Origin of the sequence: Microbacterium sp. UBA837, from assembly GCF_002296025.1 — a bacterium.
Classification (GTDB): Bacteria; Actinomycetota; Actinomycetes; order Actinomycetales; family Microbacteriaceae; genus Microbacterium.
Window position 1 is genome coordinate 1 of the sequence record NZ_DBHD01000210.1, and the last position, 13,133, is coordinate 13,133.

Below are 13,133 nucleotides of genomic sequence, written 5' to 3' on the forward strand. Positions count from 1 at the left end.
TCGCCGTCGAGTCGTCCCTCGTTTCCCACGGCACCCGCTTCCCCCGCCGTTTTGACGCCAACACCTACATCACCCTCGTGGAGGCGATGAACTCGCACGACGTGGGCAGGGACCGCGGCGGCATCGAGGATGCGCTAGCCCGCGTGACTGCTACAGCCCTCGTGGTCGGAATCGACAGCGATCGACTATTCCCCATCGAGGGTCAGCATCGCATCGCGCGCGGCATCCGCACGAGCCTCGATGGCGATCAGGCAGCGGTCATCTCGAGCGACTTCGGCCACGACGGCTTCCTCATCGAGACGCCTATTGTGAGCGTCCACCTGCGCCGGCTCCTGGAGAGCTGACGGCGCAGTCTGCGGTGTCAGGACTCGTCGCTGAGGGCTTGCTCGAGGCGCTCAAGCTTTCCGTCGAGTTCGCCGGTGTAGCCGGGACGGATGTCGGCCTTGAGCACGAGCGAGACTCGGGAACCGTACGCGCCGACAGCCTCGGTCGCAGCCTTCACGACCGCGAACACCTCATCCCACTCGCCTTCGATCTCGGTGAACATCGATGAGGTGCGGTGCGGCAGACCCGATTCGCGAACGATCCGCACTGCTGCGGCCACGGCATCGTGAACCGAGCCGTCGGCGCGGCCTGTGCCGCTGGGCGCGACGGAGAAGGCAACAATCATGAGGGAGACCTTTCGATGACGGATGCAGGACGTTTGTGTGATGCCAATCGGCCTGCACCGGACTCGGGGTTGCGGGCGACGCGCACCAGGTGGATGACCGACCAGACGAACATCACCACGAGGGCGAGGTTTCGCACCGTGAGCAAGGCGACGACCCCCGGGGCTGGATGGTCCGTCATGAGGAAGTTGTAGAAGATCGGGTAGACGATCTGAGTCAGCAGGCCCGTCGCGATGGCAAACGCCGCGGGGCGCAGCCACGTAGCGCGGTCGATGACGAGCCCGAGGACGATCGGCGCGACGATCCATGTCATGTATTGGGGCGAGCCGACCTTGTTGACGACGATGAGGGCGAGCACGAGCGCGAAGGCCAGTGCGGGGTAGAGGCGGACGACGGGCGCCCCGCGGCGAACGCCCCACAGTCCGAGGAGCAGGAGCGCCAGCACGGATGCCGCAAGCAGCGGCGTCATGACGGCGATCACCTCGTTCACGCCGGGGCCGCTGACCTGGAAGGTGAGCAGGTCGCTGGCGTAGTAGACCCTCGAATCCAGAACATCCAGTGCCGCGAACCACATGTATGGCGCCGAGACCGGTGCCTCGATCTGAAGGCCTCTGCCGGTCTGGTCGGTGATGAATCCGAAGAGATACCGTCCGCCCCCGAGAGCGAGTACCACCGCGATGGTGGCCGCCGACACGATGAGCGCACCACCGACGATGGCCAGGCGACGTCGCACCGCCACGACGGCCGCAGCCAACAGAGCGGCGGGCCACACCTTGATCCAGGTGCCTGCAGCAAGCAGCGCCGATCCGAGCCACGGCCGACGAATGAGCCACAGGCATCCCATGATCGCCAGGGGCACCGTGATTCCTTCGAGGCGGTACATGCCGACCGGGCCGAGCGCGACCATGAACGTGAGCCAGAACGCGGCGGCAATCGCCCGGCCACGGGAACGCGCATCACCGAGGAGCACGGCGAACGCGACGGCATCGACGAGCGTCACGACGATCGCCCAGGCCGGCGTGTACGACACCGCGGCCTCGAACAGCCACGCCGCGAGCATGGGCACGAGCGCTAGGGCCGGGTAGACCCACGGCTCCGTGATTCCCACGATCTGCCGCCCGGCCGGCCCGCAATAGTCCATCATGCCGAGGGCGCAGCCCGACCAGGGCTCGTACACCAGGTACACATCACCCATCGGTGCGTGCGGGAGCTGATAGCCCGCCACCGCGACGAAACCGTGTACCAGGGCGAACGCCACCCACATCCAACCCCGACGTGCCACGGCACCATCCTACGGAAGAGGCGGGGCCTACCCTGTCACAAGGCTGGTCGTGGTGATCACGATTCGCTGAGCACCGTGGGTGCTTCGGCGCTCGCCAAAAGGTGCCCGACCACGGGCGGGAGGTGCTCTGCGACATCCAACGCCGTGATCGGTCCGCCAGCAACCGACTCCGACGCTGCACGGGCGGCCTGACCGTGCAGCCAGGCCGCGGTCGCCGCACATGCGGCAAGTGACACCGACGCGCGCCGCGCAGCGGCTCCGGCCGTGACCGAGCCGAGAATCCCCGCGAGAACGTCTCCGGTCCCGGCTGTTGCGAGCCACGACGTCGGGGCCTCGATCGCGCACTCCCAACCCTCCGGCGATGCCACGACGGTCGTGGCCCCCTTCAGCAGCACAACTGCTCCGAGCGTGGCTGCGGTCTCTGCCGCGCTGGTGGCGCTCCGGGCGTCATCCGGGTCGAGCCCGAGCGCGGAGCGGAGCTTCGCATGCTCACCGGCGTGCGGTGTGATCACCGCCGGCGCTGTCGCCGATGCCGCGAGATCAAGCGCGCCTGCGTCGACGACGACGGGATCTGACCCGTCGAGAATGTTGCGCACCGCGCGCGTCTCGGCATCCGCGCGGGCTTCGACGCTGGTGCCCGACCCGATGACCCAGGCCTGCACGCGCCCCTCTGCCGTCACGGTTTCCGGACGCCGTGCCAGCACGAGCCGTGTGGCCCGCGACGGTCCAAGGTAGCGAACCATGCCGATGCCGGTGCGCCAGGCGCCCTCGACCCCGAGCACGGCGGCGCCGGGGAATTGCTGCGACCCGGTGCGAAGCCCCACGACCCCGCGGGAATACTTGTCGTCGCCCGCGGTTGGTCTCCCCAGGACGCGTCGCGCGTCATCTGCCCCCCATGACCGCAACATGCGAGCAACCCTACCTCTGGAGAATCGATGAGTCTGCTGTTCACCCCTGTCGAGATCGGTTCGCTGCGGGCCCGCAACCGCCTGTGGGTAGCTCCGATGTGCCAGTACAGCTCGACAGACGGGATGCCGAACACGTGGCATCTGACCCACCTCAGCTCGTTCGCGAGCGGAGGCGCGGGTCTGGTGATGACCGAGGCGACGGCCGTGAGCCCGGAGGGGCGGATCAGCCCCGACGACACCGGGATCTGGAACGACCAGCAGCGTGACGCCTGGGCACCGATCGCTTCCGAGATCCGCTCTCGCGGAGCTCTTGCCGCCATCCAGCTCGCGCATGCAGGTCGGAAAGCGTCGACGTGGTCGCCCCTGAAGGCAGGCCGCGGCTCGGTGCCGATAGCCGACGGCGGATGGCAGGCGCTGGCACCCTCAGCGATCGCCTACGACGGCTACGCCGTTCCGCAGGAGATGGATGCCGACGGAATCGCGCGGGTCGTCAAGGATTTCGCCGATGCGGCCCGTCGCAGCGTCGAGGCGGGCTTTGATGTACTGGAGGTGCACGCCGCGCACGGCTACCTGCTCCACGAGTTCCTCTCGCCCCTGTCGAATCAGCGAACCGACTCATACGGCGGCTCGCTCGAGAACCGCGCCCGCCTGCTGCTCGAGGTGATCGACGCGGTCCGCGTCGCCGCGCCCACCACCCCGGTAATGGTGCGGTTCTCTGCCACGGACTGGGCCGAAGGGGGCTGGGGCGTGGCAGACACGGCAACTGTCGCCGCGTGGGCTGCTCAGCGCGGTGCCGTGTTCATCGACATTTCCAGCGGCGGCCTCGTCGCCCACCAGCAGGTCATCGCCGGGCCCGGCTATCAGGTGCCGTTCGCGCGCGAGGTGCGCGAGCTCGCGGGGGTCCCTGTGAGCGCCGTGGGCATGATCACGACGGGCGCGCAGGCCGAGGAGGTTCTCGCCTCGGGCGCAGCCGACGCCGTCATGGCGGCGCGCGAGTGGCTTCGCGATCCCCACTTCGCCCTTCGCGCCGCGACCGAACTCGACGTCGACATCGACTATTGGCCGGCGCAATACGAGCGAGCCCGCCTGACGCGGACGAGGTGAGCGCGAACCGCTACCGCTCGTTCCGCCAGCCGCGGCGCGTGGCATCCTGCACCTCGCCGACGAGTTCCTCGATGACATCCTCGAGGAAAAGGACGCCGGTGATGGTGCCGCCGGCATCCCGAACCTGAGCCAGGTGTCGTCCCTGCTCGCGCATGAGCGCAAGCGCATCCTCGAGGTCGGTGTTCTCGGTCACCGGCACCATGTGGTGGATGCGGGCCGGATCGATCGGCCTCACGACGTCGGTCGCGGCGCCCTCGCCCTCGGCAGCACGCAGGATGTCTTTCAGGTGGACGTAGCCGAGCGGGACACCGGCGGGGTCCACGATGACGTACCGCGAGAACCCGTTCTTGGCGACGGCGCGCTCGATCTGCTTCGGCGTCGTGTTCTGCGGTAGCGTCAGCAGATCTGCGAGCGGCACCGCGATATCGCGCGCCTTCTTCTCGGTGAACTCAACCACTGCGGCGACCGTTCCTGCCGTGTCCTCGAGCACTCCCTCCATACGAGACTGGGCGACGATCGTCGCGACTTCCTCAAGCGTGTAGGTCGAGGTCGCTTCGTTCTTCGGCTCGACCCGGAACAACCGCACGACGTGGTTCGCGATCCAGTTGAGCGTAACGATCACCGGGTGGAAGACCTTCGACACCCACACCAGCGGCGGCGCGAGCATCAGAACCGCGCGATCGGGCACCGAGAACGCGAGGTTCTTCGGCACCATCTCGCCGAACACGACATGCAGGTAAGACACCAGGACGAGGGCGATCACGAAGGCGATGACGTCGACTACCGCATAGCTCAGCCCGGTGAGTTCGAGCGGCACCGCCAAGAGGTGGTGAATCGCCGGCTCCGAGACGTTCAGGATCAACAGCGAACAGATCGTGATCCCCAGCTGCGAGGTCGCGAGCATGAGCGTCGCGTGCTCCATCGCGTAGAGCGATGTCTTGGCGGCGCGTGAGCCGCGCTCGGCCAGAGGTTCGATCTGCGATCTGCGTGCCGAGATGACAGCGAACTCCGCACCGACAAAGAAGGCATTGGCCACCAACAGGACGACCAGCCATGCCAGGCCTGCCCAGTCGCTCACGAGGACACCTCCTCGTCGGCATCCTCACCGGGAAGCGCGGCGGGAACGAACCGAACCCGGTCGACGCGCCTGCCTGCCATCCGCTCCACCGAAAGGGTCCCCTCCTCGAGCTCGACGGTGTCTCCGACGACCGGGATCCGCTCGAGTTCGCTCATGAGGTAGCCACCGACGGTGTCGTACACGTCGCCGACGGGGATGCGGATGCCGACCCTATCGAGAACCTCGTCGGGCCGCAGCTCACCGGGGAACACGACATCCCGGTCGATGCGCACGATGTCGGTGCGGCGCCGGTCGTGCTCGTCGAGGACTTCACCGACGATCTCCTCGACGAGGTCCTCGAGGGTGACGACGCCGGCTGTACCGCCGTACTCGTCGACGACGATAGCCATCTGGTATCCGCGCGAACGAAGCTCGGCCAGGAGCGCGTCAAGATGGACCGCTTCGGGGACACGCAGCGGCTCGGTCGCGATCGCCCCCACCGGAACGGTTCCGCGCTTGCCGCGCGGCACTCCCACCGCGGCCTTCAGGTGAGCGATCCCGACGATGTCATCCATTGACTCCTCGTACACGGGAAAGCGGCTGTGACCGGTCGAGCGTGCGAGCTGGATGACGTCCTCGACGGAGTCGTCAGCGGCGAGCGCGTGAACGCTCGGCCGCGGCGTCATGACATCGGCGGCGGTCAGGCGCGCGAAGGTGAGGGAACGGTCGAGCAGCGACGCGGTGTCCTGCTCGAGGACGCCGGCGTTGGCCGAGCGGCGCACGAGGCTCGACAGTTCCTCCGCCGAGCGCGCACCCGAGAGCTCTTCCTTCGGTTCGACGCCTACGGCGCGAAGAAACGCGTTGGCGCTCCCGTTGAGCACGACGATCGCCGGCCGGAAGACGGTAGTGAACGCGGTCTGAAACGGCACGACGAGTTTCGCCGTCTGCCGGGGCACGGCCAAGGCGAAGTTCTTCGGTACGAGTTCGCCGATCACCATCGAGAAGATCGTCGCGATCGCCACACCGATGATGGCGGCGAGCGGGCTGATGACGGCATCCGGCCAGCCCCACCCAGTGAAGACCGGGCGTAGCAGACTCGAGATCGCCGGCTCCATGGTGTAACCGGTGAGCAGCGTTGTCAGCGTAATGCCCAACTGGGCGCTGGAGAGGTGTGTCGAGGTGATCTTCAGCGCGCTGATCGTCAGCGAAAGGCGCGTCTCCCCCGCTGCCTGGCGCGCTTCGAGGTCGGCGCGATCAAGGTTGACCAGCGCGAACTCGCTGGCGACGAACAGTCCCGTGCCGATCGTGAGCAGAAGCCCCACCCCCAGCATGATGAACTCCATCACGCATCACCCCCGGTCTGGGGTGCGGGTCGGTGGGGCGATCGTCGGCAACTCGGAGGGTCGTCCATCGTGAGACGAGTCTACCCGCCGAACGTCCACACCCGGACGGCATCGGCACGCACCTGTCTGATCCCCACATGTGCGGCACTTCTGCGCACGGGCGGCGCATCTGTGCGCAGCATCCGCACGAAACTGCAGCACTGACCAGACACGCGTGCCCGACCCACCCCGTGCGCTGCCACCTTACACAGGACCGGGTCTCCTCCCCTACGCGAGCGTTCGGGCGCGCATCCACCTCCGCACTGCCCGCGAGGATGACGCGCGCCCCGCGATCCGAGGATGCTGTCGTGCGCCCACTGCCCGAGATCGACACGATCCGCCGTTCCGAGCGGATGGAACCGTTGGATAATCGTCGCCTGCGGCGCGCCCTGGACGAGGGCACCTGGGTGAAGGTCGCACCCGGGGCGTTTGTCCGCTCCGATCACTGGCTCATGCTCGCCCCACTCGAGCGCCACCGCGTGCGTGTTCACGAAGTCGCGCGTCGTCTTGAGCCCGGCGCCGTCATCTCGTACGCGGCGGCGGCAGCGGAGCACGGCATCGACATGTTGGATCCCTGGCCAGCGGCCGTCGATGTGACCTGCGGGCCTGCAACGGGCGGGCGCTCCAGCGGCGTCGTTCGCCGCCACACCCGCGACCGGCGGACGCTCGAGGTGATGCCGTTCGGTCGTCACATGATCACGACGCCGGCACAGACCGCGCTTGATCTCGCCCGCTCGCTTCGGTTTCTTCCCGCCGTCGCCAGCGTCGATCAAGCGATCTGGGCGGATCGGCCGGGTGGAGAACTCACCGACATCGACACCATTCACGAGCTGTGGACTCGCGATGCGCACCACCGCGGACAGGTCCGAGCTCTACGGGTGCTGTCGTTCGCGGAACGCGGAGCGGCGAACGTTCGCGAATCTCACTGCCGGGTCGAGCTCGCGCGCCTGGGGTTCCCTCGACCCCGGCTGCAAGAGCGGCGCATGTTGCGGACCGGAAGACTCGTGTTCGCGGACTTCTACTTTCCCGAGGCTGATCATTGGGGCGAGTTCGACGGCGAAGGGAAGTACCGGGATGCCGCGCTCCGTCGCCCAGGTCACGATGCAGCCGACGCGGTGATCGACGAGAAGAACCGGGAGAACGAGATTCGACGTGAAGTGCGTGGATTCTCGCGGTGGGACCGCACGGATGTTGAGCGTCCGCGTCGCCTCTACGACATCCTCACGGGCGACGGACTGCGCAGCGCACTGCCGCGCCCCTGACCGCTCGCCGCCGAGCGGAGCACGCACGCGTGTTCGCTGGCTGCCGGCATCCGTATGCGGTAGTTGTGTGCAGCCGCTGTGCTTCTATCCGCCGCAGCTGCACATTTCTGCCGCACTCGAGGGATCACCGGACGACGAACATCACCAGCTGACCGGGAGCGCCTTCCCCTCTTCATAGCCGGCAGCGGACTGCAGGCCGACGAGGGCCCGCTCGTGGAACTCGGGGACCGAGGCGGCGCCGGCGTAGGTGAACGACGAGCGCACACCCGAGGTGATCATGTCGATGAGGTCCTCGAGGCCGGGACGCTGCGGGTCGAGGTAGATCTTCGATGACGAGATCCCCTCGGCGAACAGTTCCTTACGGGCCCGCTCGTAGGCATCCAGGCGACCGAATCGGGCCTGGACCGCCTTCGTCGAGGCCATCCCCCACGATTCCTTGTAGAGGTTGCCGGCAGCGTCGCGCTGCAGCGACCCGGGAGCTTCGATCGTCCCGGCGAACCACGAACCGATCATGACGGATGCCGCGCCGGCTGCCAGCGCGAGGGCGACGTCGCGCGGGTAGCGCACTCCGCCGTCAGCCCACACGTGAGCACCGGCGGTGCGAGCGGCGAGCGCAGTCTCGTGGACAGCCGAGAACTGCGGTCGCCCCACGGCGGTCATCATGCGCGTCGTGCACATCGCCCCCGGTCCGACACCGACCTTGATGATGTTTGCACCGGCCGCAACCAGGTCGTCGACGCCGGCGCTGGTGACCACGTTGCCCGCCACGAGCGGAACACCGAGATCGAGAGCCGACACTGTTCGCAGCGCCGCCAGCATCCCCTCTTGATGTCCGTGCGCGGTATCGAGGACGAGAACATCGACACCCGCGGCCACGAGCGCTCGAGCCTTGCCCGCGACGTCCCCGTTGATTCCCACGGCTGCCGCGACGATCAGGCGACCGTCTCGGTCAACGGCGGGCCGGTACAGCGTCGCCCGCAGGGCACTCCGACGCGAGAGCGTGCCGACGACCTGTCCGTGGTGCACGACGCAGACGATCTCGGCGTCGGCGGCGACGATCACGTCGAACGCGTGCCGAGCCGACTCGATGTCATCAGCGTCCACCGACGCGGGTCGTCCACGGGCGAGATCGCCCAGCCGAGCGTCAGGGAGGGCAGATCCGAGTCGGACAGCGGTGACGATGCCCTGAACGTCTTCGATCATGAGACGGTCGGCGGGCTGCGCGACGATCACGCCGTAGCCCTCCGTCGGGGGAAGCAGCGTCGTTGCGTCGGCAACCGTCGCGTCGGGGGGAAGCACCAGCGGGGTGTCCCAGGCAGCGGGCTGGTCCTTGACCCAGCGGATCGCGGCGTCCAGCTCCTGCAGAGGCAGGTCCTGCGGAAGAACGCCGAGACCGCCCCGGCGCGCGAGCGTCGCGGCAAGGCGCGCACCCGTGACCGAGTTCATGTTCGCCGAGACCAGCGGGACGGTGGCCGCGGTTCCATCCCGCGGTGACAGGTCCACCTCGAGTCGGCTGCCCACCCCCGATCGGCGAGGAACGAGGAAGACGTCCGAGTAGGTCAGGTCGAAGGCCGGCGCATCACCGTAGAACTCCATGTGCGCCAAGCGTACCGGTCAATGATCTCAGCGGAATCGTGACCAATTCGCGGCGCAGCCCAGGGTTCGGATGGCCTGCCGGGGTGTTCAGACGGACTACGCTGGACTGTTGAACGACGCGGGCGCGACGACGATGGTCCGCGACGACAATCGTGACGAAAGCGGGCGATCTAACGTGTCGAGTCAGGTGACCGGCGTCGGAGTGTCGAACGAAAGTGAGTTCGGTGCCAACGAGTGGCTCGTTGAAGAGCTCTACGAACAGTTCCGGCAAGACCGCAACTCCGTAGATAAGGCCTGGTGGCCGGTACTTGAGGCCTACCACTCCGCAGCCGAGAACGGCGCCAAGCCCTCCGAAGAGCGCGCAGCTGCGAAGCCGTCGTCGAACGATGCGCATCCGGTGACCGCACCCACGCCCGTGATCGGCTCGCAGCCCGTAGCGCGCACGACGGCACGGCCTGCCTCCGCCCAACCGATTCCGGCGCAGGCCCCCGACACCGCGCGCACCGCATCCGACGACTTGCCGTCCGAGGACACGGTGACGGTCCTCAAGGGGATGCCGAAGACTCTCGCGGCGAACATGGATGAGTCGCTCACTGTTCCCACCGCGACGAGCGTGCGCACCGTCCCCGCCAAGCTCATGATCGACAACCGGATCGTGATCAACAATCACATGGCGCGCACCCGCGGCGGAAAGGTGAGCTTCACGCACCTCATCGGGTGGGCGATCATCCGCGCTCTCACCGAGTTCCCCAGCCAAAACGTGTTCTACGCAGAGATCGACGGCAAGCCGTCAGTTGTCGCGCCAGCCCATGTGAACCTCGGTATCGCGATCGACCTCCCGAAGCCCGACGGCACGCGGGCACTGCTTGTGCCAAGCATCAAGCACGCCGACACCCTCACTTTCGCCGAGTACCTGGCTGCCTACGAAGACCTGGTCTCCCGCGCCCGCAAGAACAAGCTCACCGCGGCGGACTTCCAGAACACGACGATCTCGCTCACCAACCCCGGCGGCATCGGTACCGCGCACTCGGTCCCGCGCCTCATGAAGGGGCAGGGATGCATCGTCGGCGCCGGCGCACTCGAGTACCCAGCCGAGTTCCAGGGCGCGAGTGAGAAGACCCTCAACGAGTTGGCGATCGGCAAGACGATCACCCTCACGAGCACGTACGACCACCGCGTCATACAGGGTGCCGGCTCGGGAGAGTTCCTCAAGAAGGTCCACGAGTTGCTCATCGGTGAGCGCCACTTCTACGAAGACATCTTCGCGGAGCTGCGCATCCCCTATGCGCCGATCCACTGGAATGCCGACATCAACGTCGACATCGCCGAGCGAATCGACAAGACCGCTCGCGTTCAAGAGCTGATCAACAGCTTCCGCGTTCGCGGCCACCTCATGGCCGACATCGACCCGCTCGAATACAAGCAGCGCACCCACCCCGACCTCGAGATCGAGTCGCACGGACTCACGTTCTGGGACCTCGACCGAGAGTTCGTCACCAACGGCTTCGGGGGCAAGCGCACGATGAAGCTGCGCGAGGTTCTCGGTGTGCTCCGTGATTCGTATTGCCGCACGATCGGCATCGAGTACATGCATATTCAGGACCCGGAGCAGCGGGCCTGGTTCCAGCAGAACCTCGAGGTCAAGTACACCAAGCCGGGCCACGACGAGCAGCTACGAATCCTCAGCAAGCTCAACGAAGCCGAGGCTTTCGAGACGTTCTTGCAGACCAAGTACGTCGGCCAGAAGAGGTTCAGCCTCGAGGGCGGCGAGTCCCTCATTCCGCTCCTGGATGAGATCCTGCAGGGCGCAGCCGAAACCGGTCTCGACGGAGCCACGATCGGAATGGCGCACCGTGGGCGACTGAACGTCCTGACCAACGTTGCCGGCAAGACCTACGGACAGGTCTTCCGCGAGTTCGAGGGACGCGTCGCGATCGGTTCCAAGCGTGGCTCCGGCGACGTGAAGTACCACCTCGGGACCGAGGGCACCTTCGTCGCTGACGGCGGTGAAGAGCTTCCGGTGTATTTGGCGGCCAACCCGTCGCACCTCGAGACCGTCGATGGCGTCCTTGAGGGAATCACGCGGGCCAAGCAGGATCGGATGCCGCTGGGTTCATTCTCGTGGTTGCCCATCCTCATCCACGGTGACGCGGCCTTCGCCGGCCAGGGCGTCGTGGTAGAGACCCTGCAGATGTCGCAGTTGCGCGCCTACCGGACCGGCGGCACCGTGCATGTCGTGGTCAACAACCAGGTCGGTTTCACGACGCTGCCGCAGGATGGCCGAACCTCGGTCTACGCGACGGATGTCGCAAAGACGATCCAGGCGCCCATCCTCCACGTCAATGGCGATGACCCCGAGGCCGTGGTCCGAGTCGCCCAGGTCGCCTTCGCCTACCGCGAGCGGTTCCACCGGGATGTCGTGATCGACCTGGTCGTGTATCGCCGCCGCGGACACAACGAGGGTGACGACCCCTCGATGACCCAGCCACTGATGACGAACCTCATCGAGGCGAAGCGGTCGGTGCGCCGCCTGTACACCGAGTCGCTCGTGGGACGCGGCGACATCACCGAAGAGCAGTACGAGCAGGCCAAGAAGGACTTCCAGGATCGGCTGGAGCAGGCGTTCGCCGAGACGCATGCTGCCGAGACCGGTTCTTCTCAGGTGGCGAGCGCCCCGATGACCGGCTCGATCGACACGATCGGCGAACCCGAGACAACGGGAGTTTCGCGCGATGTCGTGCAACTCATCGGAGACGCGTTCGTCAACAAACCCGATGGCTTCACGGTGCATCAGAAGCTGCAGCAGCTGCTTGACAAGCGCCAGGACATGAGCCGCAACGGCGGCATCGACTGGGCGTTCGGCGAGCTCCTCGCGTTCGGCTCCCTCCTCGTGGAGGGAACGAACGTCCGCATGGTCGGCCAGGACTCGCGACGAGGGACCTTCGTGCAGCGTCACGCCGTGTTCCACGACCGCGCGAACGGTCAGGAGTGGCTGCCGCTGGTGAACCTGTCGCAGTCGCAGGGCAGGTTCTGGATCTACGACTCGCTCCTCAGCGAGTACGCCGCGATGGGCTTCGAGTACGGATATTCCGTCGAACGCTCCGACACGCTCGTGCTGTGGGAAGCGCAGTTCGGCGACTTCGCGAACGGGGCCCAGTCCGTGATCGACGAGTTCATCTCGTCAGCTGACCAGAAGTGGGGTCAGCAGTCGAGCGTCGTCCTGCTGCTGCCGCACGGATACGAAGGTCAGGGCCCCGATCACTCGTCGGCCCGCATCGAGCGCTACCTGCAGATGTGCGCCCAGGACAACATGATCGTTGCGCGCCCATCGACACCGGCCTCCTACTTCCACCTGCTTCGCCGTCAGGCGTACGCGCGTCCGCGGCGGCCCCTCGTCGTGTTCACTCCGAAGGCGATGTTGCGCCTTCGTGGTGCGACAAGCCCCGTCGAGGACTTCGTGGGAGGCCGGTTCCAGCCGGTGCTCGACGATGATCGCGGGATCGACAAGAGCGCTGTCAAGCGGGTCCTGCTCCACGCCGGGAAGATCCACTGGGATCTGCGGTCGGAGCTCGAGAAGAACCCCAACCCTGAGATCGCCCTGGTGCGGTTGGAGCAGTTCTACCCCGCGCCGGTCGAGCACCTCAACCGCGTCATCGACGAGTACCCGAACGCCGAGTTGGTGTGGGTGCAGGACGAGCCCGAGAACCAGGGCGCGTGGCCCTTCATCGCCCTCGAAGTGGTCAAGCACCTGCACGGTCGCACGATCCGTCGGGTCTCGCGTGCTGCCGCGGCATCCACCGCGACGGGTTCCCCCAAGGTGCATGCCGCTGAGCAGGCGGAGATCATGCAGAAGGCGCTCACCCTCTGAACGTCA

General features: G+C 66.8%; 9 protein-coding genes and 1 pseudogene. 4 read left to right on the forward strand and 6 right to left on the reverse strand.

Annotated features, from left to right (window positions below):
- Window positions 1-344, forward strand: a pseudogene (locus B3587_RS15090) (homoserine O-acetyltransferase); the annotation flags it as partial.
- A gap of 17 nt (window positions 345-361) precedes the next feature.
- Here the strand turns inward: B3587_RS15090 and B3587_RS15095 are convergent.
- The 3 genes from B3587_RS15095 to B3587_RS15105 are packed head-to-tail and all read right to left on the reverse strand — an operon-like array spanning window position 362 to window position 2,858.
- The gene (locus tag B3587_RS15095; protein ID WP_228177614.1) at window positions 362-670 is read right to left on the reverse strand and encodes a thiamine-binding protein; all 309 of its coding nucleotides are present in this window, start codon (window positions 668-670) and stop codon (window positions 362-364) included.
- The gene (locus tag B3587_RS15100) at window positions 667-1,950 is read right to left on the reverse strand and encodes a hypothetical protein (RefSeq protein WP_228177613.1); all 1,284 of its coding nucleotides are present in this window, start codon (window positions 1,948-1,950) and stop codon (window positions 667-669) included. Before B3587_RS15100 ends, B3587_RS15095 begins: the two co-directional genes overlap by 4 nt.
- Before the next feature lie 56 nt (window positions 1,951-2,006).
- Window positions 2,007-2,858, reverse strand: coding sequence for an ADP-dependent NAD(P)H-hydrate dehydratase (locus B3587_RS15105; protein ID WP_292730161.1), 852 nt, complete (start codon window positions 2,856-2,858; stop codon window positions 2,007-2,009).
- A gap of 27 nt (window positions 2,859-2,885) precedes the next feature.
- On the opposite strand from B3587_RS15105, the gene B3587_RS15110 reads away from it, so the two are divergent.
- A complete protein-coding gene (locus B3587_RS15110; RefSeq protein ID WP_292730163.1) occupies window positions 2,886-3,962 on the forward strand; it encodes an NADH:flavin oxidoreductase/NADH oxidase in 1,077 nt (358 codons plus the stop codon).
- Between the two features lie 10 nt (window positions 3,963-3,972).
- On the opposite strand, the gene B3587_RS15115 is transcribed toward B3587_RS15110, so the two are convergent.
- Both B3587_RS15115 and B3587_RS15120 read right to left on the reverse strand, forming a co-directional pair.
- Window positions 3,973-5,040: a hemolysin family protein gene (locus B3587_RS15115; RefSeq protein ID WP_228177610.1), complete on the reverse strand. Its 1,068-nt coding sequence runs from the start codon at window positions 5,038-5,040 to the stop codon at window positions 3,973-3,975.
- Window positions 5,037-6,362 (reverse strand): hemolysin family protein, encoded by a 1,326-nt coding sequence (locus B3587_RS15120; RefSeq protein ID WP_292730212.1) that lies wholly within the window; start codon window positions 6,360-6,362, stop codon window positions 5,037-5,039. Before B3587_RS15120 ends, B3587_RS15115 begins: the two co-directional genes overlap by 4 nt.
- Before the next feature lie 347 nt (window positions 6,363-6,709).
- Between B3587_RS15120 and B3587_RS15125 the strand changes: the two genes are divergently transcribed.
- Complete coding sequence (locus B3587_RS15125) at window positions 6,710-7,663, forward strand: hypothetical protein (protein ID WP_292730167.1); 954 nt, start codon at window positions 6,710-6,712, stop codon at window positions 7,661-7,663.
- Between the two features lie 141 nt (window positions 7,664-7,804).
- Here B3587_RS15125 and B3587_RS15130 read toward each other — a convergent pair whose 3' ends face one another.
- Complete coding sequence (locus B3587_RS15130; protein ID WP_292730170.1) at window positions 7,805-9,259, reverse strand: GuaB1 family IMP dehydrogenase-related protein; 1,455 nt, start codon at window positions 9,257-9,259, stop codon at window positions 7,805-7,807.
- Between the two features lie 175 nt (window positions 9,260-9,434).
- On the opposite strand from B3587_RS15130, the gene B3587_RS15135 reads away from it, so the two are divergent.
- Window positions 9,435-13,127, forward strand: a complete 3,693-nt coding sequence (locus B3587_RS15135) for a multifunctional oxoglutarate decarboxylase/oxoglutarate dehydrogenase thiamine pyrophosphate-binding subunit/dihydrolipoyllysine-residue succinyltransferase subunit (protein ID WP_292730214.1) — start codon at window positions 9,435-9,437, stop codon at window positions 13,125-13,127.
- Window positions 13,128-13,133 lie beyond the last annotated feature (6 nt).